This is a genomic window from Roseburia porci (genome assembly GCF_009695765.1).
Lineage (GTDB): Bacteria > Bacillota > Clostridia > Lachnospirales > Lachnospiraceae > Roseburia > Roseburia porci.
This window is the reverse complement of the sequence record NZ_VUNI01000024.1, coordinates 15,480-38,211: the sequence shown is the minus strand read 5'-3', so window position 1 is coordinate 38,211 and position 22,732 is coordinate 15,480. Positions and strand designations below refer to the sequence as shown.

The 22,732-nt window shown below is 43.1% G+C and carries 21 protein-coding genes and 1 pseudogene; 2 read left to right on the top strand and 20 right to left on the bottom strand.

Features of this window, described 5'->3' with window-relative positions; genetic code table 11:
* Nucleotides 1-50: 50 nt before the first annotated feature.
* The 8 genes from FYJ75_RS12075 to FYJ75_RS12040 form a co-directional block, all read right to left on the bottom strand.
* Nucleotides 51-1,052 carry an SseB family protein gene (locus FYJ75_RS12075; protein WP_195839012.1) on the bottom strand — a complete coding sequence of 334 codons (1,002 nt, stop codon included), beginning with the start codon at nucleotides 1,050-1,052 and terminating at the stop codon, nucleotides 51-53.
* A 137-nt stretch (nucleotides 1,053-1,189) separates the two neighbouring features.
* On the bottom strand, nucleotides 1,190-2,770 hold the full coding sequence (gene cls, locus FYJ75_RS12070; RefSeq protein ID WP_235907099.1) for a cardiolipin synthase: 1,581 nt from the start codon (nucleotides 2,768-2,770) through the stop codon (nucleotides 1,190-1,192).
* A complete protein-coding gene (locus FYJ75_RS12065) occupies nucleotides 2,749-3,270 on the bottom strand; it encodes an NUDIX hydrolase (protein WP_154430690.1) in 522 nt (173 codons plus the stop codon). The genes cls and FYJ75_RS12065 overlap by 22 nt, the downstream gene beginning before the upstream one ends.
* Nucleotides 3,271-3,376: 106 nt before the next feature.
* Nucleotides 3,377-3,835 carry a ferritin-like domain-containing protein gene (locus FYJ75_RS12060; protein ID WP_154430689.1) on the bottom strand — a complete coding sequence of 153 codons (459 nt, stop codon included), beginning with the start codon at nucleotides 3,833-3,835 and terminating at the stop codon, nucleotides 3,377-3,379.
* A 67-nt stretch (nucleotides 3,836-3,902) separates the two neighbouring features.
* Entirely contained in the window at nucleotides 3,903-5,498 is a 1,596-nt protein-coding gene (locus FYJ75_RS12055; protein ID WP_154430688.1) for a potassium/proton antiporter, read from the bottom strand.
* A 110-nt stretch (nucleotides 5,499-5,608) separates the two neighbouring features.
* Nucleotides 5,609-6,316: a response regulator transcription factor gene (locus FYJ75_RS12050; RefSeq protein ID WP_154430687.1), complete on the bottom strand. Its 708-nt coding sequence runs from the start codon at nucleotides 6,314-6,316 to the stop codon at nucleotides 5,609-5,611.
* The gene (locus FYJ75_RS12045) at nucleotides 6,303-7,370 is read right to left on the bottom strand and encodes a sensor histidine kinase (RefSeq protein ID WP_195839011.1); all 1,068 of its coding nucleotides are present in this window, start codon (nucleotides 7,368-7,370) and stop codon (nucleotides 6,303-6,305) included. Before FYJ75_RS12045 ends, FYJ75_RS12050 begins: the two co-directional genes overlap by 14 nt.
* A 56-nt stretch (nucleotides 7,371-7,426) precedes the next feature.
* Nucleotides 7,427-7,984, bottom strand: a complete 558-nt coding sequence (locus tag FYJ75_RS12040) for a DNA-3-methyladenine glycosylase I (protein ID WP_154430686.1) — start codon at nucleotides 7,982-7,984, stop codon at nucleotides 7,427-7,429.
* A 123-nt stretch (nucleotides 7,985-8,107) separates the two neighbouring features.
* Here FYJ75_RS12040 and FYJ75_RS12035 point away from each other — a divergent pair, with 123 nt between their 5' ends.
* Both FYJ75_RS12035 and FYJ75_RS12030 read left to right on the top strand, forming a co-directional pair.
* Nucleotides 8,108-8,563 carry a MarR family winged helix-turn-helix transcriptional regulator gene (locus FYJ75_RS12035; RefSeq protein ID WP_331467531.1) on the top strand — a complete coding sequence of 152 codons (456 nt, stop codon included), beginning with the start codon at nucleotides 8,108-8,110 and terminating at the stop codon, nucleotides 8,561-8,563.
* A gap of 11 nt (nucleotides 8,564-8,574) precedes the next feature.
* On the top strand, nucleotides 8,575-9,906 hold the full coding sequence (locus FYJ75_RS12030) for an MATE family efflux transporter (RefSeq protein ID WP_154430685.1): 1,332 nt from the start codon (nucleotides 8,575-8,577) through the stop codon (nucleotides 9,904-9,906).
* Here FYJ75_RS12030 and FYJ75_RS12025 read toward each other — a convergent pair.
* From FYJ75_RS12025 to FYJ75_RS11975, 12 genes and pseudogenes are all read right to left on the bottom strand, one after another.
* On the bottom strand, nucleotides 9,897-12,035 hold the full coding sequence (locus tag FYJ75_RS12025) for a SulP family inorganic anion transporter (protein ID WP_154430684.1): 2,139 nt from the start codon (nucleotides 12,033-12,035) through the stop codon (nucleotides 9,897-9,899). The two genes, FYJ75_RS12030 and FYJ75_RS12025, sit on opposite strands and share 10 nt — an antisense overlap.
* On the bottom strand, nucleotides 12,032-13,045 hold the full coding sequence (locus FYJ75_RS12020) for a LacI family DNA-binding transcriptional regulator (RefSeq protein ID WP_328596939.1): 1,014 nt from the start codon (nucleotides 13,043-13,045) through the stop codon (nucleotides 12,032-12,034). Before FYJ75_RS12020 ends, FYJ75_RS12025 begins: the two co-directional genes overlap by 4 nt.
* A 33-nt stretch (nucleotides 13,046-13,078) precedes the next feature.
* Nucleotides 13,079-13,987, bottom strand: a complete 909-nt coding sequence (locus FYJ75_RS12015; RefSeq protein WP_154430683.1) for a carbohydrate ABC transporter permease — start codon at nucleotides 13,985-13,987, stop codon at nucleotides 13,079-13,081.
* The gene (locus tag FYJ75_RS12010) at nucleotides 13,987-14,844 is read right to left on the bottom strand and encodes a carbohydrate ABC transporter permease (protein ID WP_154430682.1); all 858 of its coding nucleotides are present in this window, start codon (nucleotides 14,842-14,844) and stop codon (nucleotides 13,987-13,989) included. Before FYJ75_RS12010 ends, FYJ75_RS12015 begins: the two co-directional genes overlap by 1 nt.
* A gap of 83 nt (nucleotides 14,845-14,927) precedes the next feature.
* A complete protein-coding gene (locus FYJ75_RS12005) occupies nucleotides 14,928-16,298 on the bottom strand; it encodes an ABC transporter substrate-binding protein (protein WP_154430681.1) in 1,371 nt (456 codons plus the stop codon).
* A gap of 340 nt (nucleotides 16,299-16,638) precedes the next feature.
* Complete coding sequence (locus FYJ75_RS14690) at nucleotides 16,639-17,565, bottom strand: AEC family transporter (RefSeq protein ID WP_154430680.1); 927 nt, start codon at nucleotides 17,563-17,565, stop codon at nucleotides 16,639-16,641.
* Nucleotides 17,566-17,584: 19 nt separating this feature from the next.
* On the bottom strand, nucleotides 17,585-18,604 hold the full coding sequence (locus FYJ75_RS11995; protein ID WP_154430679.1) for an NAD(P)-dependent oxidoreductase: 1,020 nt from the start codon (nucleotides 18,602-18,604) through the stop codon (nucleotides 17,585-17,587).
* 1 nt (nucleotide 18,605) lies between these two features.
* Nucleotides 18,606-19,706 (bottom strand): histidinol-phosphate transaminase, encoded by a 1,101-nt coding sequence (hisC, locus tag FYJ75_RS11990; protein ID WP_154430678.1) that lies wholly within the window; start codon nucleotides 19,704-19,706, stop codon nucleotides 18,606-18,608.
* A 25-nt stretch (nucleotides 19,707-19,731) separates the two neighbouring features.
* Nucleotides 19,732-20,406 (bottom strand): amino acid ABC transporter ATP-binding protein, encoded by a 675-nt coding sequence (locus FYJ75_RS11985; RefSeq protein ID WP_408638932.1) that lies wholly within the window; start codon nucleotides 20,404-20,406, stop codon nucleotides 19,732-19,734.
* Between the two features lie 121 nt (nucleotides 20,407-20,527).
* Nucleotides 20,528-21,250, bottom strand: a pseudogene (locus FYJ75_RS14900) (ABC transporter substrate-binding protein/permease); the annotation flags it as partial.
* 15 nt (nucleotides 21,251-21,265) lie between these two features.
* Nucleotides 21,266-21,826, bottom strand: a complete 561-nt coding sequence (locus tag FYJ75_RS14680; RefSeq protein ID WP_328596938.1) for a substrate-binding periplasmic protein — start codon at nucleotides 21,824-21,826, stop codon at nucleotides 21,266-21,268.
* Nucleotides 21,827-21,887: 61 nt separating this feature from the next.
* Nucleotides 21,888-22,724, bottom strand: coding sequence for a dimethylarginine dimethylaminohydrolase family protein (locus tag FYJ75_RS11975; protein ID WP_154430698.1), 837 nt, complete (start codon nucleotides 22,722-22,724; stop codon nucleotides 21,888-21,890).
* Nucleotides 22,725-22,732 lie beyond the last annotated feature (8 nt).

Here is a 22,732-nt window from a genome sequence, read left to right as displayed (position 1 = left end):
TCCTTCCGGATTCCTGTCTGTTCTGACAAGAATCCAGAAGGATTGACGTATTAGCTGGTATGTTTTGCTGTTCCCTGATGCAGATCGATGATCTCCTGGAGTTCTGCACCTTCTACCGGTGCCTCTCCGTAGCTTACATGCTGGATCTTATCATTCATCTCACCGAGAAGCTTCGCTTCACGATCCTTCGTCTTCTCAATCGTGAAATATCTTCCCTCTTTTGTCTTCGCATTCCATGTAAAATAAATACGATAGCAGGATGGAACTGTCATATTCTGTTCCGGGAAATCAACCCTGATCACTAAAAGCTCCTCGCTGATGTCCATGATCATTACTGAGAAATCCTCCGGAAGATATGGATACAGGCGTTTTTCCTGATAAGCTTCTTCATATAACTGATCGATGAATTCCTCTTTTTTGTCACACAATGTATCGATGAATTCCTGTCCACCCTCGAAGAATTTCTTTGGCAGGAAATTGAATTCATACTGCTTGCGGGTAAGTACATTGTACTGTTCCTGTGTAACCTGCATCGTCTTTGTTCCGCCTTCGCCCTGTTCTTTGGCTCTTTTTCTTCTGGCATCAAACTCATTTTTGATCTTTTCGGTGAGCTGCTTCTTGAATACCAGGTTCTGGGAAAACGGATTGATGACCACACCTGCCAACTCGGATTTCTCATTGGCAGCCATGTGGTTTACCAGAATATATGGCATATTGAGAATGCCCGGGCTCTTTGGCTCTTTCGGAATCTGTGCAACCGATGTATACACCGGGATGAATTTCTCCTGTTTATTCGAAGTGATCGTAAGCGGGTATGGTTTGTTCTCCTCGTTTACGATTGCCGGAACTAACAGTCTGCAGCCTACGATTACGTTGATCAGCTTTCCGAGTTTCTCATTCGTGCGGTCTTCCATATATTCGTTCAGAACCTTTTCCAGTTCTTCGTTATGCACATCCAGGGCTTTGTTCTTGTCCTCAACCTGCTGTATGCCACCCTGAGCGTTGTTTGTATTCTTCTCGTCCATTTCTACATTGTCCTTTCTCCCTGCCATTTGGCAAATTGCCTCTGGCATGCTTTGTCTTATATTTTAGCATAAACCGGCCGAAAAGAATAGAGAATATTGTATTCCTGAGAAGACCCCGTATCTGTCTGGTTTATGTAAAAAATTGTAAAATCAAGGTAAAAATGCTACAGCAACGGCGCGAACAAACGTAAAATACACTGTCCGATCCGAAGCGCAACCGAACGGCCTGTGCGGTATTTTTCTGTCACTTCTTCACATACATCAAACAGAGCCTCAAAATCCTTGTGTATTCCGTGGACAGCCTGCATATCATACATCAAAACGCCATTTTCAAAATGATGGTACAGACTCCGGTAATCAAAATTAATCGTACCGATCGTTGCGATACGGTCATCTGCCACGGTCTGTTTTGCATGAATAAAGCCCGGCGTATATTCATAAATGCGTACACCCTGTCTTACGAGTCCCGCATAATAGGATCTTGTCACTTTATAAATAATCTTCTTATCCGGAATTCCCGGTGTAATGATTCTGACATCCACACCTCTTTTCGCCGCAAGCCCCAGCTCTCTTGTCATCTCATCGCTGATGATCAGGTATGGCGTTGCTGCATAAAAGCTGTGCGCTGCACCCTTGATCAGATTCAGGTAAACACTCTCCCCAAGATACTCATCATCCAGTGGACTGTCCGCATATGGCTGTACATATCCGTTTTCTCTGGAATGATATTCCGGAATTTCAAGAAACTTTCTGTAATCATCCGGAATCAGCTGTACCTGTTTGCCACGACGTTCCATTGCCTTCCACATTTCAAGAAACATGATGGTAAGACTTCTTACTGCGTCACCTTCCAGCCGGATTCCAGTGTCTTTCCAGTGCCCATACGGATGTGTCAGATTAAAATACTCGTTGGCAAGATTATATCCTCCGGTAAATCCCACCTTTCCATCAATGACCGTTATCTTTCTATGATCCCGGTTATTCATAAACACGTTGAGAATCGGAATTACCGGATTAAATACGCGGCACTTTACACCGACTGCTTCCATTCTCCGTATAAAGTCCGTATTGATAAATCCAATACTTCCGACATCGTCATAGAATAAGCGGACATCCACGCCCGCTGCTGCACGTTCCGCCAGCACTGTTTTGATCCGTTCAAATGCCTCTGCTTCCTCAATGGCATGATATTCCATAAAAATGAATTTTTCTGCCTTTTGCAGCTCTGCAAGCTGTGCCTCCAGACCTTTTGCAGCATCATCATAAAACTGGATATCTGTGTTCCGATACACAGGATATTTTCCATAATCCCGCACATAACGGAATTCATTGGCAATCGCATAATCCTCCTGCTCAAGTGACGTCATCACTTCGGGGTTCTGCGGATTCAAAGGCTCCAGTTCCCGGTCCAGCTCTGCAAATTTATCCCGCATTTTCCTTGTAGAATTGGCATTTCCAAAAATGCCGTAGATACACAATCCCGCAACTGGGAACGCCAGGATCAGAATGATCCACGGCATTTTGAATGCTGCGTTGGAACGTCTGCCATAAATATGTAACACCACAATCAATGCCAGAATACTGCTAAACAGCGAAATTGCAGTAGAATAGCGATTCAGTCTTATAAAAAGGAAAATAATCCACAGCACCTGGATAATGATGCTGATTCCGGTAACACCAAGTCTTCCGATACTATTCTTTACATTTGATTTCTGCTCTGCTCTCATTGGTTCTTTTTCTGACATTCATCAAACTTCCCTTCTGCATACATACGGATAAATTCCGTATCGCGGTAGATCCATGGCTGATTCATAAATGGCCTGTTTCCGGACAGAATCTCCTCCGGTGTTGCCCACTCCAGATGATATCCCTTCTCGATCTCACTGGCCGTCATACTGGTCTTTGTCATCTCCTCTTTTACATCACAGAAAAAGAACATCGAATGACAGTGAAAGATCATATGCTCATCAAAACGATCTCTGCGCTTCTCTTCGATTTCTCCGATCGGACGGATGCTCTCCGGAATCACGATCAGCCCTGCTTCCTCCTGCACTTCCCGAAGAAGCGCATCCTTATAGTCTTCGCCCGGGTCCATACCTCCCCCAAGGATCTTATAATCACCCTCCTTACTTTTTTGCATGGCAATCTTTCCATTCCGCACAATGACTCCCCTTACGGAATACTTTTCGTATTCTTTCATATCCTCTGTATAATTTCCAAGATCGTAAATCTGTATTTTCTCCATAATCTGGCTTCCCCCTGTATGGACTCATTTGTTTTCTAACAATTGTATAATAAAAAACCACTGTCTGCAATGATGCAGCCAATGGTTTTTGAAGAAAAATTCTTATTTATGACATTCCGTTTACCTGCTTGTATTTATAAAGCATTTCCGCATGATTCTGTTCCTCAATCTGAATATCCGCAAGCAGCTTTCTGACATCCGAATCCCCGAAATTAAATACGTTGGAATTGTATTCTCCGGATACCATTTTCTCTGTTCCGATGCAATCCGTTGCAAGGAAACTGTCGTCCTGTTTATCCTGTGGATTAGTCATGGAATCATAACATGCGGTAGGCTGGTAATCTTTTCCGTCAGAATCATTGCAATCAACGGACGGTACGCTTCCGGAAAGTACCTGGGTCAGAGAGTCATAGTGATTCTGTTCCTTCTGCTTCAGGTCTTCAAACAGATTGCGAAGCTCCGGATCTTTTGCCTGAGTTGCATACTTTGCATATTTTGTCACACAGCTCTGCTCCTGTGTCTGCAGATCCTGAATGACTGTTTTTTCTCGCTCTGATAAAATCATAGTTCATTCCTCCATCTAAATAATGATCACATTTTCATTATTGGAAAAATGCTCATTTTTATACATTTTATTTTGAGCGGTTGATGACAAGGACATCCTCCGGCTGCAGGATCACATTCCCGTTTGGGATAATGATCTCTCCCATCCGCTGTATCATGATTACAAGTTCATTCTCTTTTCGCGGAAGTTCTGCCAGACTCATACCGACGTATCGATGGGATTTTTCAATTCTTTTCTCAATGAGCTGGATTCCACTGATCTTATCTAACGCCGGTGCGCTTAAAATCAACGTATCATTCTCAAGAAGTACCGTGTCGCCATTTGGTATGATATTCTCCCTGTTTCGTTTTAATAAAACGATCAGCGTATCCGGTGGAATTATGATGTCGCTGAGTTTTTTCCCACACCATTCATGCCGCCCGCTCAGTGTAAGCTGGACAAACTGCACAGGCACTTCATTACTGTAATCATTAAATGTCTTCATGACATTCTCATTCGCATCAATCATTCCTGATAATTTTGCCATAAACGGCAGTAAGGTTCCCTGCAGCAGAATTGAAAAAATTACAATCAGAAACACGATGTGATACAGATCCATCTCTGTCTGCAATGCTCTGGTCGCCATAATCGCAAATACAATAGATGCCGCACCACGAAGTCCGGACCAGGACACCAGAAAAATCTGGGAAAACCTGCTGCAAAATGGAATCAGAATCAGAGAAACAGCGATCGGTCTCACAACAAATGTAAGAAGAAGTGCGATCACAAGTGCTGGCACAAATACCGCCGGAAGACGCGACGGAAATGCAAGAAGTCCCAGCAAAAAGAAGATCAGAATCTGCATAAGACCGGTCAGTCCGTCAAAAAAATGCACCAGATTGGATTTATTACTGATCTCGGAATTGCCAAGAATAATTCCAAGTATGTACACACTTAAATATCCGTTTCCTCCAATCAACTGCGGAAGTGCATATGCGAGTACCGCGATCCCAACTGTAAAGATAATGTCAAACCCATCGGTCGAAAATTCGTCTCTTCGAAGCATTACAATTGCGAGAAATGCACAAAACACACCGCATATGACACCAAAAAGGATCTGTGCAACCACCATGCCAAACATGGTCATTCCATCCATTCCTCCCTGAGCAAGCGTAATGCATATGACCGTCAGCATATAGGCACACGGATCGTTGCTTCCGCTCTCCACCTCTAGCAGAGACGCTGTTTTATATTTCAGATTTAATTGCCGGGATCTTAAAATTGAGAAAACCGATGCCGCATCGGTCGAGCTGACAAGAGCACCCAGAAGGAAGCTTTCCATCCAGGAAAAATGAAGAATCGAATGGCAGAGCCATCCGGTAAGACCGGCTGTGATCAGGACGCCTGCCGTAGACAAAAGCACTGCTTTTGCGGCAATCGGTCTTGCCTCACGCCAGTTCGTTCCAAATCCACCATAAAACATAATAAAAATAAGCGCGATGGAACACAGTTCCTCCGCAACTGAATAATTGTCAAATGCAATTTTTACGACACCATCCGACCCAAAGAACATGCCAAGAAGGATAAAAGCCAGAAGCATCGGCACACCGATCCGCTCCGAGATTTTATCCAGAAATACACAGGCAAGTATTACTATCGCAATAATAAGCAGGGTCTGTATCATTCATGTCCTCCATATTCAAGCCAGAATGCAATGACTGTCGAAATAACTACAAGTACAATGATAATACCAACGATTATATTTTCCAACATAATAAAATCCTTCTTTCCGAATTATACTATGCTTTCTCCCTCATCGCTCATACGGTATCCAACTCCCAGTTCATTCAGAATGTATCGATACTCACCAGGCTTTTCTCCGAATTTTTTACGGATGTTCGCCATATTGACCTGAAGCTTTTTCACACTTCCGGAATCGGAATATCCCCAGATCTTATTGATGATCTCGGCATAAGTCAGAACTTTTCCAGTGTTTACCGCCAAAAGTTCCACAATATGATATTCCGTCTGGGTCAGACGTATCACATTTCCTGCGATAGTTACTTTTCGCGCATCAAAATCAATCGTCATATCCGCTAACTGCAGATTTGACCGGCTGCTTCCGGCATTCTGAAAACGGCTGTTCCGTATAGCTGCCCGCACTCTTGCAAGCAGTTCTCCCGTTCCAAACGGCTTGGTCACATAATCGTTTACACCAAGATCGAGTGCTTCGACCTTATCCGCCTCATCCGTCCGGGCGGAAAGAACGATGATCGGAACATCCGAGTTTTTGCGGATCTCCTTGATAATGTCCACACCATCCATGTCCGGAAGTCCCAGATCGAGAACCACAAGATCCGGTTTTTCCGTCTGAAATTTGTCCAGTCCGCCTTTGCCTGTCTGTGCTGCGGTAAACCGATAGCCGTTCGTCTCGAATACCATTTTGATAAAGTTACAGATATTCAGTTCATCCTCAACCAGAAGCACTTTATAGCTGTTCATCTTCGTTCCTCTCCAGGTCCAGGGTAAAACGGAAGCAGCAGCCTCCCTCTTTCCTGTTTGATGCCGTAATCGTGCCATTATGTGCCCGGATAATCGATGCACATACCGCAAGTCCGATACCCATGCTCTTTTTCTGATGATCCACCGGTGCATCCTTCATTTCAAAATAATCCTTGAATATATTCTGCAACCGGTCTTTTTCAATTCCACAGCCATTATCCCGAATCTCAAACACCGCTTTTTGTCCTTCCCGGAAAACGGAAAGTTCCAGTTTCGTCATTCCGGCTGCATGCTGCATGGCATTTTCGAGGATATTGATAATGACCTGTTCAATCAAAACAGCGTCCATCGGAATGCTGATAAATTCATCCGGAATATCCACTTCAATCTTCTGATCCGGATATCTTTTCCAGAATTTCATGAGCACCGAATCGATCAGCTCCTCAAGAACCGTGGATGTCTTGGTGATCTGTACGCCGTCACTGTCGATTCTTGTAATGGACAGGATATTTTCCACCATACGGACAAGCCACTCCGCGTCATCACGGATTCCGTTTGCGAGCTGGATCACCTGTGCCTTTGTCAGCTGGTCATAATGTTCCACGATTGTTGAACTCGAACCACAGATTGTGGTAAGCGGGGTACGCAGATCATGTGATACTGCCCGGAGAAGATTTCCGCGCATCTTCTCCTTTGCGCTTTCCACGCGGATGTTTTCCTGATTCTTAAGCTGGGTGGTAAGTGTACAGGTCATGATTGTAATGACCAGCATGATAATTGCAGATATAATATTCTCAGGAATACTGAAGTTGAATGCAAAATACGGGAATGCAAATGCAAAATTCAATTCCAGAACGCTGAGCAGAGAAGCAAGGATTCCATACAGAAATCCATCTGTTACAAGGGATACCAGAAATACTGCCAATGTCATAATCGCCGGTACCAGCGTACTTGCTTCAAAATACCGTTCAATTGCAAGACACAAAACAAAAAATCCCGCAAGTATCCCAATGGATTTTATGATATTCCAAAACAAATTATGATATTTTTTCATTTCTGCCTCCCATAGTGCAAATTATACGTATTCTCCGGTTAAGAATCAGTAAAGAATTACCTGTGTTCCAGATAACAGCCTTCTTCGTGCGAATAGATCACACCAACTGCCTGCAGATAAGAATAAATAATTGTTGTTCCGACAAATTTCATGCCGCGCTTTTTTAAATCTTTTGAGATCCGGTCGGAAAGCGGCGAGCTTGCAACACCCTTTTCATAGATTACTTTTCCATCTGTCCAATGCCACAGATATTCGGAAAAACTGTGATATTCCTCCTGTATCCCGCAAAATACCTGCGCATTTGTCACCGCTGCCTGAATCTTTCGCATGTTACGGATAATACCCGGATTGTCTTTCAGTTCAAGCATTTTCTCTTCATTATACTCACGTACTTTTTCAACCTCAAACTGATCGAACGCCTCTCGGAATGCCTCTCTCTTATTTAAGACGCATTCCCATGACAATCCCGCCTGAAACCCTTCAAGAATCAGCATCTCAAACAATTTGTGATCGTCGTACACCGGAATTCCCCATTCGTGGTCATGGTACTCTATGTATTTTTCATTGTTTGGATTTGCCCAGGAACACCTCTGTTTTCCATCATTCCACTGCATCCTGCGTGCCCTCCTTCTTTAATATTACTGTAACACAGGTATCTTTTAAATTCCACACTTGACATAAGTCCGAAATCAGACTATACTTCTCAAGTACGAAATCAGACTTAAAGGAGGATTCTTATGATGGAGCAAAAAAAATGCACTCCCTATATGAGTTCGAGTCTTCGCGAATTCAACCGTCTTTATAAGGAATACAATGATATCTACCGGGATGCAGCCCGAAAACTCGGGCTTTCCGACAGTGCTTTTGATATTTTATATACCATCTGTGAGGAAGGAGATGGCTGCCTGCAGCGCGATGTCTGCAATTCAACCCTGATTCCGAAACAGACCGTCAATTCCTCCATCCATAAGCTGGAACAGGAAGGCTATCTCCTCCTGACCCCCGGCAAAGGCCGGAGCATGCATATCCATCTGACGGAAAAGGGACAAAAACTTTTGGAAAAAACTATCTTTCCTGTTGTTCAGGCAGAAAATGCCGCCTTTTCCCAGCTGGGTGAAACCGACTGTCAGCAGCTTCTGCAGCTGCATACCAACTATATCCATGCGCTTCGCAATGGAATTTGTAATCTATAAAAGGAGTAACTATGAAGATTCAATTATCCGAACATTTTACCTATAACAAACTATTGCGTTTTGTTTTTCCATCCATCGTCATGATGATCTTTACTTCGATCTACAGTGTCGTGGACGGACTTTTTGTATCCAATTTTGCAGGAAAAACTGCGCTTGCCTCAATCAATCTGGTCTTTCCGGTCCTGATGGGCCTGTCCGCTTTAGGCTTTATGATTGGAACCGGTGGAAGCGCGATCGTTGCCAAAACCCTCGGAGAAGGTGAGAAGGAAAAGGCCAATGAATACTTCTCCATGCTGGTCTATGTGACCGCCATCGGTGGCATTCTGCTTTCCATTCTCGGCGCACTGATGATCCCTGAAATTGCCAGAATGCTCGGTGCCAAAGGCGAACTTCTGGATAACTGTATTCTGTATGCAAGGATTTCTTTTATTTCCATGCCTGCATTTATGCTGCAGAATGTATTCCAGAGCTTCTTTGTAACCGCAGAAAAACCAAAACTTGGACTTTATGTCATCGTCACCGCTGGTGTGACAAACATGGTTCTGGATTTCGTTTTTGTTGGTGTCCTCGGCCTTGGTTTAACCGGTGCTGCTGTTGCAACCGTATGCGGAGAATTCATTGGAGGACTTTTCCCGATCCTGTATTTTACAAGACCAAATTCAAGCCTGCTGCATCTTGGCAAAACTCATTTTAACGGAAGAGTTCTTCTGCAGACCTGCATAAATGGTTCTTCCGAGCTGATGACAAACCTTTCAAGCTCTATTGTTAATTCTTTATATAACATCCAGCTTATGAAATTTGCCGGTGAGAACGGCGTTGCCGCTTATGGAGCCATTATGTATGTCAGCTTCATATTCGTTGCGATCTTCCTCGGCTATTCCATCGGAAGCGCTCCGATCATCAGCTTCCATTACGGTGCCGGCAACCACGATGAACTGAAAAACCTGTTCAAAAAGAGCCTGCGTCTGATCGGATGCTGGGGACTGATGATTGCTGTGATTTCCCAGTTCCTTGCAATTCCGCTTTCCAGACTTTTTGTCGGATACGATGCTGAACTTCTGGCTATGACAAGACAGGGATTTCGTATCTACTGTCTGGTTTACCTGTTTAACGGCTTTAATATTTTTGGTTCTTCCTTCTTTACTGCACTTAGCAACGGTGGTGTATCTGCAGCAATTTCCTTTCTGCGTACACTTGTCTTCCAGATTGCCGCAGTACTGATTCTTCCTGCGATTTTAGGAATCAATGGAATCTGGTTTGCCGTGTCAGCAGCCGAACTTCTGACATTATGTGTCACGATCACATTCCTCATCCGGCAGCGGAAGAAGTATCATTATGCCTGATCGTTCCGATCGCGCTTTTCTTCCGCTTCTCTTAAGCTGATAACAAGATCATAGACTTCCGGGCGCCGTTCTCTCAGATGTTCATCGAGAAGATGGCGCCTCTCATGGAAGCGTTCTGCCAGCTCCGGATGATCTTTTGCGATACGCTCATGCACTTCTTTCCGGTGTTCCTCAAAACGGGCAGCCAGTGTCCGCTCGTCTTTTCCGGATATATTTACGATCTCCTTTAAATGTTCTTCCAGATGTTCCAGCCACTCATCCTGATCCAGTTCCTCCATGTGAGCCCAGCGGCCATGGAACAGGTTTTCCACATCTCCATTCTGCTTCAGCTGCTCGATCTGGCGCATGATCTGCTTTTCGATCTCCGCCTCAGTATCGGAGCCAAATGCCCACACAAACTCCTGCACACGGTTATCTACCCGTTTTCTTGAAGCACTGCGTTCCTCATTGTCCACACCGCCTTCCAGTGGATATGGTCTTTTGATTCCCATATCTTTTAACGCGATATGGATTGTTCTCCGTGCACACCCTTCTTCGATCAGATAACCGAGTCCGAGTTTCCGCATCTGTTCATTCAGCTCTGCAATATGCTCTGTAATATAGAAACGGATTCCTTTTTCCTTCAATGAACGGTAAAGAATCTCCAGCCGGTCTGCTGCCGTAATATCGATACTTCCAATTCCACTTGCATCAAGGATCACGGCTCTGGTGTCCTCACGTATACTGTCTTCAATATCTTTCTGCAGTACCGAAACATTGGCAAAAAACAGATTGCTGCTGAAACGGTAAATAATCACACCCTCAATCTGGTGAATCTGCGCGCCTTCCTTCAGATCGCGGAAATGTCTGTGTCCAGGCTGGATTCCAAGAAAACAGGTCGCCGGCTTTGCAGTACGGATGATCATTTCTGAAAAAGAAAGGATAATTCCAATCAGTACTCCGTTGATCGTTCCAAGCAGAAGTACTCCCACAAATGCTCCAACAAAAATCAGACATTCCGTGCGGCTTACCTTCCACAAACGCGCTGCAAGTTCAAATTCCGTTGCTCCAAGCAAAGCAGAAATGACGATTGCTGTAAGCACCGGAATCGGCAGATAGCCAATAAATCCTGTTCCGCACAACAGCAGCAGGATCATGGAAAGCCCCGCAACGATTCCCGTCAATTGTGTTTTTCCCTGATACTGTTCTCCCATCGCAGTACGCGAAACTGAGCCATTGATCGGACAGCATCCGGTCAGTGCTGCAACCAGATTGCTCATGGAAAAAGCAAGGATTTCCTGATTGTCATCGATGCGGTATCCATTTTTCTGTGCGAAATTGTTCTCAGCAAGTAATGTTTCCGCCATGATTACGACTGCAACGGAAAGGCTGATCGTGATCACGTCATTCATCGGAACGAGTGACAGATCCGGAATCCTCCACTTTGGAAGCCCGGTCTCCACCGTATCCAGTGTTTTTACACCCCAGCTCTCAACCGGGAAAAAGCGTGTCATAAGTGCGCCTGCCGCCATAAGTACAACTGCCATCGGGAATTTTGGTATTCGTTTTTTGGATAGAAGCAGAATTGCAAGAGCTGCAATTCCCATAATCAGAGACGGAACATTGATCTGCTTTGCCGTCCTGGCAATATGTACAGCCAGCTCCGGAAGTTCCCCGGTTCCAGCCGTTCCTCCCATGAGCTTCGGGAGCTGCATCAAAATGATCGTCGTACAGATTCCGGTAATAAACCCTCCCATTACCGGCGCAGAAATATAATTTACCAGTTTTCCGGCCTTCATAATATAAAAGGCCAAAAGCCATACCGCAACAAAAAAAGTCAGAACCGGCACAACCGCCATTGCCTCTTTTGAACCACTCTCCACATGCAGGCTGATCAGTGCCGAGCCCACAAGTGCCGCCGGTGCTGCATCCACCCCAAAAATAAACTGCGGTGAAGTGGAAAAAAACGCAAAAACAAGGATCGGGAATACCGATCCATATAGTCCATATACTGCGGGCAGTCCTGCGATCTGCGCATATCCCATGGAAATCGGGATAGAGACCGCCATAATAATGATGCCCGCAAGTATGTCTTTTGTAATATTTTTGCTCTCATAGCCTTTTAACGTCTGTGCAAGTCTGATCTTCATTGTTTACCACCCTTTTTTACACTCTCGCCATCGGTCAGTTCAAACGGGATCATCTCATGACACGCCGGTTTGTGCAGATCGATCATGCGGAAAAGCATTTCTACGCTTCGCTCTGCCATATCCTTATGCGGCTGGCGGATCGAAACGATCTTTGGATTGTAATACTGTGCAAGCTTGGAACCGTCAAAACCGGTGATCGAGATATCTTCCGGCACACGCAGTCCTCTGTCTAAGATCGCACGGATGGCTCCGATCGCCATCACATCCGAAACCGCGTAAACAGCTGTAATCTCAATATCCTTGTCAAGAAGACGTTCCATCGCCTGATATGCACTGTCATAGGATGAAAAACGCGCTCTTTCATAGTAGCGTTCATCCGGTGTGATACCATTCTTTTTCAGACTTTTCAAATATCCATTATGACGCAGAATCGCAGTCTGCGAAAATTCCAGATTCGCTCCGATCTCAGCGATCCTGGTATGTCCGTTCTGGATCAGATAATCCACGACCGTCTCTCCTGCCTTCTCATCATCGATCGACACGGAGGAAAGTCCCTCTACTCCCCAGTCTGCCGCGCTTGATGTCACAATGACACAAGGCACGGAAAGACTGGAAAAGTCTTCACTGAAGTCATCCCGTCTTCCGCCGAGGAAGATGATGCCTAAAGGTTTCCGTTCTCTGCAGATACGCATCGTCTCACTTCCAATATTGTCGTCCTCATCCAGATAGGTGATGTTCAGCGCATAATCGGTCTGACCGACAACGGACTGGATCTCCTCGGTAATATTGGCAAAGAGCATATTGGATGTACCTTTTACCAGTACATAAATATTGCGGGATGTATTCTGCTTCAGCCTTTTGGCATTGGTATTCGGCACAAAATTATGTGCCTTCACGATCTCCATGATCTTTTTCTTTGCCTCAGGACTCACGTCCTGTCTATGATTTAAAACTCGGGATACTGTACTTACCGAGTATCCCGATTCTTTTGCAATATCTACAATTGTCACAATCTGTTCCTCATATTCGATATAATCAGTCGGCTAACCCTTTACTGCTCCGGCTAACACACCCTCTATTATATACTTTTGACAGAAAATGTAAAATATAACAATTGGTAAAATTGCAAGTACTAACATTGCCATCATTGCGCCCCAGTCGATCATACCATGACTCTGTTTTAAATACTGGATCGCAATTGGAATGGTCTTGTACTTATTAATATTTAATACAAGTGATGGAAGCAGATAATCGTTCCATACCCACATTGCCTCTAAAATTGCAACCGTCACTGCTGTCGGACGTAAAATCGGGAAAACAACAAGGAAAAATGTCTGCAGCGGACTGCATCCGTCGATAACGGCAGCCTCCTCGATCTCAATGGAGATTCCCTTTACAAATCCGGTAAACATAAATACCGCAAGTCCCGCACCAAATCCAAGGTACACGATAATGATACCAAGCGGATTTGACAGATGCAGCATGTTTGCAAATTTAGATAAAGTAAACATAACCATCTGAAATGGTACGATCATGGAAAAAAGGCAAAGTGTATACATGATTTTTGTTCCGGTTGTATGAACTCTTACGATATACCATGCACACATGGAGCAGCACAGGATGATAAGGGCAACCGAACCAATGGTAATGAAAAGGGAATTACCAAAGCAGTCCCAGAAATTCGTTGCACGAAGTCCATTTGTATAATTCAACATTCCGCAGAAAAGCTGCGACATTCCGGAGCGGAATGCGTCCCATCCATCCGATAATTTTGCAGTGCTGATTCCAAATGGATAACGGAATATGAATGCTTTTCTTTTAAATGAATTCAACAAAACAATCAGTATCGGTAAAATCCATACAACGGAGAGAATTCCGAATATCAGTGTTAAGATCCAGCCATGTTTCGCTGTGCGTACCGTGCTGACCTCTTCTTTTTTATTTTTCGCCATTAATCCTGCACCTCCTTACTTGTTGTAATCTTATTCTGGATCAGTGCAATCAGTGCAACCAGAATAAAGAAGATAACCGCTTTTGCCTGGCCTACGCCCTGCCAGCCGTTCGTTCCATACATCGTGTCATAGATATTTAAAGCAAGTAACTGTGACATTTTTCCCGGATTACCACCGGTAAGTGCAAGGTTCTGATCGAACAGTTTAAATCCGTTTGTCAGCGTCAGGAACGTACAGATTGTGATTGTCGGCATCAGCATCGGAAGTGTGACGTAACGGATGAGCTGCCATGAGCTTGCTCCGTCAATCTTTGCCGCTTCGATCAATTCCGGCGGAATGTTCTGGATTCCTGCAATATAAATGATCATCATATAACCGATCTGCTGCCAGCATACGACAATGACCAGTCCCCAGAATGCAGACCACTGGGAGCTTACGATCGTTTTGGAATAGTTCTGCAAAATAGAGTTAAAAATCATCAACCACACATAGGAAAGCACAATTCCACCAATCAGGTTTGGCAGGAAGAAAACCGTACGGAACAGATTTGTTCCCTTGATTCCCTTTGTAAGCGCCATTGCTATTCCACAAGATACCAGATTAATGATAAGCACAGATACTACGGTAAATAATGCTGTATACCAGATAGAATGTAAAAATGATTTATCTACAATACCGTTTACAACAAAAATCCTTGTATAATTCTGAAAACCTACCCATGACCAGTCTGTTACGGTCGTGAATTTACAAAAGGATAAGAAAATTCCATATAAAAAAGGAACGATAAACCCGATCGTAAATGCAGCCATTGTAGGAAGTGCAAATATCCAGAAATATTTTCTAATCGATTTCTCCATAACAAATACCCTTCTTCTCCTAAAAATACGGGGTGAGTGAAGTTCCACTCACCCCTGAAAATAACCCCTGCAGTTACTCCATATTATTCATTGGAAAGTTTCCAGTAGTATGACCACTGATCAACAAATGTCTTGGAAACATCATCCCATGAACCATCTCTCTCTGTGTACTCGGTAAGAGCTGCTACGAAATCTGCTCTCCAGTCATCAACAGAAGGTGTTGCATTAAAGGACCATGCAACGGATGTTTTTCCTTCCGAAGCAAGATCAGATGCTACTGCTGCAAATGCATTCTTAGATGCATAATCACCGGTAAAGGTATCGAATGGAGCTGAAAGTCCCATTTTATTGGTGATTGCATCACGTCCCTCATCACTTGTAACTACCCAGTTTAAGAACTCCAGTGTTGCATCGATGTCTTTCTGATCTGCCTGGGCATTTACGGTCCAGTGGTTTTCTGTACCAACTGCAAGACCTTCATTCTCATCATCCACACCAAAGTAGATCGGCATCATGGACAGATCATCCTGTGCTACTGTATAACCGTTCTCATTGCCGTCAGCGAATGCGGAATATTCCCAGTCACCATTCTGATAGAATACAGCTTCTTCCATACCAAGCTCAGCCTCAGCATTTAAGCTTCCGGAATCCAGTGTGGATTTGTCTGCGCCAGATGTGTTGGTGTACATATCCCATACTCTCTTATAGTTATCCATGTATGTACCTTCGATGGTATCCTGACCTGCTGTCAGATCACAGCCTGCATCTTTGAATTCATAGTAAAGTTCAATACCTGCAAGATGTCCGGAGAAACGCCAGCTTGATCCATCATCCAGTCCGGATGAAGCAAATGCCTCTAACAGTTTTGTTCCGCATGCTTCATTGATCGCATCCACATTCGTATTAATGTCAGTTGCAACTTTTTCTAATGTATCCAGATCTTTGATGTCATCTACGGATTTGATAACCGCATCCGGATAATTCTTGCAATAATTCTCAAGAATTGCCTTGTTATAAATAATTCCATAGCACTCATAGCAGTTTGCTACAGAAGCAATTTTGCCATCATATTCCAGTGCCAGTGATTTGTCATTCAGATGTTTGTAAATATCGCTGTCTTTCAGATCGTAGATGTATTTGTCATACTCTGCGCAGTCTGCAGTGCTTCCGATATTGAAAATGGTTGGTGCTTCTTTCTTTGCAAGTTCTGACTGAAGCTGTGTCTTATACTGACCGTCTGCTGCTGTAACTACCGTAACAGGAACCCCCGTCTGTTCCGTATAAGTTGCTGCAAGATCCTGCCATGCCTGGTCGGTTTCCGGCTTAAAGTTCAGCATGTATACAGAACCATCTGCCTTCTTGTCACCGCTTCCCCCATTTCCTGATCCGCATCCTGCAAGCATGGTTGCCAGCATAGATGCTGCAAGTAATACTGTTACTAATTTCTTTTTCATTTTAACCCCTCCTAAAGGATTTGATTTTTGCAAACACTCGAACGTTTTCGGTAATGTTTGCGGTAACGTTTTCACAAGTTGAATTATAGTATATTTTCGTTAAGTTTCGCAATAGGTTTTTGTGTTTTCTACACTAATCCATAAAATATATGCACTTCTTTTGTATAATATGCATAATTTTCATTCTTTAGAAGTGGTACTTTACTCACACTGCCTTGTAAAAGTGTTAAACTTTCACAAGGCAATTTTGTGAACAATTTTTCTGCGAAAAATTATTCTTTTTCTCCGGCTTCCGGTGTCAGTCCATGAGCGGTAAGACGGTATACTTTGTCACACAATATCATGACAGCAGATTTTCACATAGGAATGTAAAAAATGGCAGCGTCCCAATCATAATCATTGTATTCTGCATAACTGCGGCAGCTGCAAATTCTGCATTATTTTTATATTTCTGTCCCATAATAACATTAAGAGAAGCGGATGGCATGGCACATAAAATAACTGCTGTAGCTGCTACTTCAACTTCCACTTGTAAAAGCTTCATAACCCAAAATGTGATCGTAGGACAAAGAAACATACGAAATAAGCTGACCCCATAAGATGCACGGTCAGTGAGTACTCTTTTTACTTTCATCCCTGCAATTTCAGCACCAATGATCAGCATAGAGACCGGCATCATACAATCCCCAAGAATCGCTAAGGAATCCGTTATGACAGTAGGAAAACGCCATGGAAGAACATACAAAAAAACAGTAATTACTGCAATCCAGATCATTAGATTACTCAAACTGCTCCTGCCATCAATACGCCCCTTCTCTTTCCCCTGAAGCACATATATTCCAACCGAAAAATAGAGAACATCAAATACACTGTTATAAATTGCTCCATAAAAAGTTCCTGTCTCGCCGATTACCTGTCCCAGCAACGGCATTCCAATAAATCCGGTATTGGCAAATGTGATTAAAAGAGTAAACATTGCCGTCCGGTCTACATTCATCTTTGTCAGTCTGCCAACAGCAATTCCAATGGCAAATGCCAGAAAATAGTAGATCAGAGCGATACAGACAATACTGCCTGCACCTTTTAAATGCTCCATTCCAAAAGGCTGTTGTGATGAGGCGATCATACTGACCGGAAGCAAAAGGTTTACAAGCAAAGAAGACAGTTTTTCCTTACCGGTGTCATCGATAATCCCTGCCTTTGCTGCTGCGAATCCAATTGCTGCCAGAATCATAATTTTAATGGTTAATTCTAATACAAGATCCACTTTCTGTCTTCTCCAACTATTATCCTAATTTTACAACTTCATCGATCCGTTCCGGCTCTCCTGCCAGTTGATATCCCATATTTGCACCACTGACCACCTGAAGTTTCTCAATCGATTCTGCGCTGTAAAATGCGCAATGCGGCGTAATGATAACATTATTGCGGTTTAAGAGTCCACAATGAACAAGATCCGGTTCCTCCGCTTCCAGAACATCAAGCCCTGCTGCCCGGATTTTTCCCTCGTCCAGTGCCTTTACAAGTGCAGCTTCCTCGACACTTCCTCCTCTACCAACATTGACAAAGATCGGAGTTCTTTCCATTTGGGCGAATGCCTCTTTATTGAAAAAATGGTAGTTCTTGTCCGTAAGATTCATATGATTGGTGATAATATCAGCCTGTCTGAAAGCAGCCTCTGCTGATACCAATTTGACGTCGAGAGCTTCCGCCTGCTCAACTGCCTGGGCATTCCCAATTGTATAAGGATCAACTGCAATCACTTTCATTCCATATGCATGAGCGATCTGCGCAACTCGTTTTCCGATTCTGCCAAAACCAAAAACCGCAAGTGTCTGACTGCATAAATTCCTGCCTCCGGCAATCGTATGATACTTCCATTCGTGTGCATGATCAATTTGTGTGTCATAAAACTTCAAATTACGGTTCAACGCCCCAATCAGTGAAAACGTATGCTCTGCGACCTCTTCCGTGCAATATTCCCGGATATGGCAAACCGTCACACCATATTTTTTTGCAGCTTCCAGTTCCATATTGGAATACCCAATTCCACTGACCGAAATACATTGAAGCTCCGGTGTCTGTGCCAGTATCGTCTCTCCGATTTCAAGGAATCCAGTAATCAGGCCATCTTTGCCCTGCAGCTTCTGGATCAGCTGTTTGTCATTCTCATAGGCACAGATCTCAAATTCCACGTCTTTTCCATATGCTTTCCGGACACTCTGCATCGTAGGTTCATAATCCTTCTCCATTGCACTTACATAGTCACAGATCAAAACTTTTTTTATCCGTCTGCCTTCTCTCATCTTAACACGCCTTCTTTTCCTTCACGCTTTGTTTTTGCCGGACTTCATCTAAAATTTCCCGAATTGCAATCAACACAACATCCATTTCCTGTTCTGTTCCGATTGTGATTCTCAAATATTTTGTCAGTTTTTCATCTGCAAAATGCCTTGTCAATATTCCTTCTTCCTTGAGTTTTTCACAGAGAATGCCAGAATCTATTGCATCATGATAGCAGAATACAAAATTTGCCTTGGAAGGGATTACATGGAATCCAATGCTCTCCAGTTCTTTTTGGAAATTCTCCCTGTTTTTTACAATTCTTGTAACACAGTTATGCAAATAATCAACATCTTTTACAGCAGCAATTCCTGCAGCCATAGTTACGGAATTTAAATTAAATGGATTAAAAGAAAATTTAATTTTGTTCATATCCTCAATGATATCCCTGCTGGAAACCGCAAATCCAATATGTGCACCCGCCATATTACGGGATTTAGAAAAAGTCCGTACAACTACCAGGTTCGGGTATTTCACTGCAAGCGGAAGACATGTCTCACCAGAATAGTCAGCATATGCCTCATCTACGATAACCATGCGATTTGGATTTCTCTTTACAAGACGTTCAATATCTGCTGTTGGAATGGTAAGTCCAGTCGGATTATTTGGATTTGCAAAAATAATATCCCCATCAAGCTCCATATAGTCATTAATATCGATTGAAAAATCGTCTTTTACGGGAATCTCTTCCATATCCAGACCATATGTTTTCGCATAGGTCCGGTAAAATCCATACGTAATGTCCGGAAAATATATTTTCATTCCCCGGCGGAAGAAACTCATGAGTACAAAGCTTAATACTTCATCAGCCCCGTTTCCGACAAATACCTCTTCTTCTTTTACATGATATATCTCCGCAACAGCACGGCGGAATTCATGGCAATGCGGATCTGAATAGTAGCTCATATTCCAGATTTCACTTTTCGAGATTGCCTCAAAAACCTTTGGTGAAGGAGGCATGGATGTCTCATTTGCGTTCAGTTTAATATATGGCTTATCCTTTGGCTGCTCTCCTGGAACATATGGCTCCATATCCTTGTATTCATCTACTAAAAATATACTCATTCTTTCTTCCTCTTTCTTTTTCTATTTACAGCACTTTGGAAAGAAACTCCTTCAGTCTCGGACTCTTTGGATTTTCAAAGATTTCTTCTGGTGTTCCTTCCTCCTTTATGTGCTTTTCATCAATAAACATAACACGATTTGCCACTTCTCTTGCAAATCCCATCTCATGAGTCACAACAATCATCGTCATTCCCTCTTGTGCAAGTTCATTCATAAGTGCCAGCACTTCTCCAACCATTTCGGGGTCTAACGCTGATGTTGGCTCATCGAACAGAATCAGATCCGGATTCATTGCAAGTGTTCTTGCAATTGCAATTCTTTGTTTTTGTCCACCTGAAAGCATATCCGGGTAAGCATCTGCTTTGTCTGAAAGCCCGACTCTTTTCAGCAGTTCCTCTGCCTTCTTCGAGGCCTCTTCTCTGGTCATTTCTTTTAATTTTACCGGAGCGAACATGATATTTTCTTTGATTGTCATATGTGGGAAAAGATTAAACTGCTGAAAAACCATGCCGATTTTTCTTCGAATATTATTGATATCTACGCTGCTGCCAGTGATATCTACTCCCTCAAATAAAATGCAGCCGGAGGTTATCTTTTCTAACTGGTTCAGACTTCTTAAAAAAGTAGATTTTCCACAACCGGAAGGTCCGATAATTGCGATGACTTCTCCTCTTTTTACTTCCGTCGAAATATTGTCCAGAACTACGTGGTCTCCATATGCTTTTGTCAGACCCTCTACAAATAATAATGTCTCCACCTCGCGTCAGATCATTAAGTCCAATGTATCCACAAATTGAGGTTTCCTTCAAAAGTGTTATGAACTCATTGCAAAGAGCCGGAAGGACATTTTTCACAGCCTGAGGCAAAACGATAAAAAGCATTGTGATCCTGTAGCTTAATCCAAGACTTCGTCCAGCTTCGAACTGCCCATTGTCTACTGACATCATTCCGCTTCGGAAAATTTCAGCAACATAAGCTCCAGAATTGATTGCAAACGCAATGATTGCAACAAATACCTTATCTACATTGACAGATTTAAAAATTACATAATACATAATCAGAAGCTGGATCATCATTGGTGTTCCACGCACAATCGTCAGATATAATTTACAGATTGCGTTTAAAAATCCAAGACTGTGATTTTTATCATGTGTAACACGGACAAACGCTGTAAGAAATCCAAGAATTACCCCAAGCGCAGCTGCGCAGACTGCGATAATCAGCGTATTTTTCAGACCTTTTGTTATGTATTTCCACCTGCTGTCTTTGATGAAGTTATTCTGAAATCTCTGAACCAGATTCAAACCATTCACATGATCATTATTTTTTACAATAATTACCTGTTTGGATGTGGTGTAGGAATCTGTAAAATCGATTGATTTCTGCCGGTCTTCTGTCACCGTCATACCGGCAATTCCAACATCTGCCTTACCTGAATTTACCGAATTGATAATGGCATCAAATTCCATATCAGAAATCTCAGCCTTCATTCCAAGCCTGTCTCCAATTGCAGTGATAATGTCAATATCAATGCCAGTCACTTTCTCATTGTCGTAGTATTATTCATAAGGTGGAAACGTTGCATTTGTAGCGACAACCAGCGTACCATTATCATATGTTGTTCCCTGTGGTGTCTCATAAGGATGTTTTCCTGCATCCTCTCCAATGTAATTCGAGAGGATCTGTTCGATCGTTCCATCCTCCTTCAATTCTGCAAGTGCACCGTTGATCTTCTCTCTTAACTGGTCATTTCCTTTTGCAATACAGATTGCATAATCCTCAGAAGTAAACTCCTCATCCAGAATCTTTAAATCATCGGAATCTTTTGTCACTGCAATTGCGGGTTGTTCATCGATAATCACACAGTCTATCTTATCCTGCTTCAATGCCTGAACAGCATCTGCCATTTTGTTGTAACGTTCTACCGTTGTTCCAGCATCATCGCCTTCATAATCAGAAGCGTAAATATCTGCTGTCGTTCCAAGCTGGACTCCGATTTTTGCCCCGGAAAGTTCATCCACCGAAGTTACTTTTTTGGTTCCTGCAGAGGATTTTCCACAACCGGCAAGTGCAAATATACAGAGCACCATAAAAATCAATACGCAAATTTTCTTTTTCATTCTTTTACCCTTTTTCTATAGATTTCCCCTTAGTTTCTACATCAATCAGGTAATGAATCGATCAGCCTCTAAGCAGAGGGAACGTCATACAGTGCGGTCCGCCTCCGGCTTTCAGGATTTCCGTAATATTTAATTCGATCACATCCATTCCTTTTGCCGCAAGCTGCTCGTTTACTTTTTCATTCCGCTTTAATGACAAAACGCGATGACCGCCCAGAGCCTGAAGATTACATCCATGAAGGGAAATTGCCTCTTCCGGCACATCAATGATCTCAATTCCACGCTTTGTCAATAATTTTCGAAACTGCTCTGGAAGTCCATTCCGATAAGCAACTGCCAGATGTTCGTCCACCAGATTAAAACACATGTCCAGGTGAAGATATTCCCTTTTCAGAGGCACTCCCGTCACTTCATATCCCAGTGGTTCTAAAATTGCTTTTAATTCATTCAATCCCTGCTCATTCGTACGATCTGCCATTCCAACCGCAATCCAATGCTCGTTCATGAACATAAAGTCACCGCCTTCAAAAAGTCCTTCCTTTACTTCACCAATCATTGGCACTCCAAGTTCTTCCATGCGCTGCTTGTAATCTACATGTTCTTTGTAACGCATATCAAGCTTAAAACGTCCCATGATATATCCCTCTTTCACGCATCCGCCAAAATCTCTGGCAAATACGGAATTCGGTCTTTTGTCGTCCGGTTCTAAAAACTCCACTTCTATTCCGGCTTTATGATACGCATCTACAAATTCCTGATGTTCACGAAGCATGATATCCACATCCATCGTAGTATCCTTCCAGAGCTTTGCGATTTCATTGATCGGTGCCGGTTTTAAAAACTGGGGCTTTGAAACCAATACTTTTTTTAACTTACTTGTTCCATCTTTTACAAACATCTTCACAT

Bases quoted from the DNA above. Each gene is read 5' to 3' on its own strand.
- FYJ75_RS12075 (WP_195839012.1), bottom strand. From the start codon at position 1,052: ATGGCAGGGAGAAAGGACAATGTAGAAATGGACGAGAAGAATACAAAC.
- cls (WP_235907099.1), bottom strand. From the start codon at position 2,770: ATGTCAGAAAAAGAACCAATGAGAGCAGAGCAGAAATCAAATGTAAAG.
- FYJ75_RS12065 (WP_154430690.1), bottom strand. From the start codon at position 3,270: ATGGAGAAAATACAGATTTACGATCTTGGAAATTATACAGAGGATATG.
- FYJ75_RS12060 (WP_154430689.1), bottom strand. From the start codon at position 3,835: ATGATTTTATCAGAGCGAGAAAAAACAGTCATTCAGGATCTGCAGACA.
- FYJ75_RS12055 (WP_154430688.1), bottom strand. From the start codon at position 5,498: ATGATACAGACCCTGCTTATTATTGCGATAGTAATACTTGCCTGTGTA.
- FYJ75_RS12050 (WP_154430687.1), bottom strand. From the start codon at position 6,316: ATGAACAGCTATAAAGTGCTTCTGGTTGAGGATGAACTGAATATCTGT.
- FYJ75_RS12045 (WP_195839011.1), bottom strand. From the start codon at position 7,370: ATGAAAAAATATCATAATTTGTTTTGGAATATCATAAAATCCATTGGG.
- FYJ75_RS12040 (WP_154430686.1), bottom strand. From the start codon at position 7,984: ATGCAGTGGAATGATGGAAAACAGAGGTGTTCCTGGGCAAATCCAAAC.
- FYJ75_RS12035 (WP_331467531.1), top strand. From the start codon at position 8,108: ATGATGGAGCAAAAAAAATGCACTCCCTATATGAGTTCGAGTCTTCGC.
- FYJ75_RS12030 (WP_154430685.1), top strand. From the start codon at position 8,575: ATGAAGATTCAATTATCCGAACATTTTACCTATAACAAACTATTGCGT.
- FYJ75_RS12025 (WP_154430684.1), bottom strand. From the start codon at position 12,035: ATGAAGATCAGACTTGCACAGACGTTAAAAGGCTATGAGAGCAAAAAT.
- FYJ75_RS12015 (WP_154430683.1), bottom strand. From the start codon at position 13,987: ATGGCGAAAAATAAAAAAGAAGAGGTCAGCACGGTACGCACAGCGAAA.
- FYJ75_RS12010 (WP_154430682.1), bottom strand. From the start codon at position 14,844: ATGGAGAAATCGATTAGAAAATATTTCTGGATATTTGCACTTCCTACA.
- FYJ75_RS12005 (WP_154430681.1), bottom strand. From the start codon at position 16,298: ATGAAAAAGAAATTAGTAACAGTATTACTTGCAGCATCTATGCTGGCA.
- FYJ75_RS11995 (WP_154430679.1), bottom strand. From the start codon at position 18,604: ATGAGAGAAGGCAGACGGATAAAAAAAGTTTTGATCTGTGACTATGTA.
- hisC (WP_154430678.1), bottom strand. From the start codon at position 19,706: ATGAGTATATTTTTAGTAGATGAATACAAGGATATGGAGCCATATGTT.
- FYJ75_RS14680 (WP_328596938.1), bottom strand. From the start codon at position 21,826: ATGAAAAAGAAAATTTGCGTATTGATTTTTATGGTGCTCTGTATATTT.
- FYJ75_RS11975 (WP_154430698.1), bottom strand. From the start codon at position 22,724: ATGTTTGTAAAAGATGGAACAAGTAAGTTAAAAAAAGTATTGGTTTCA.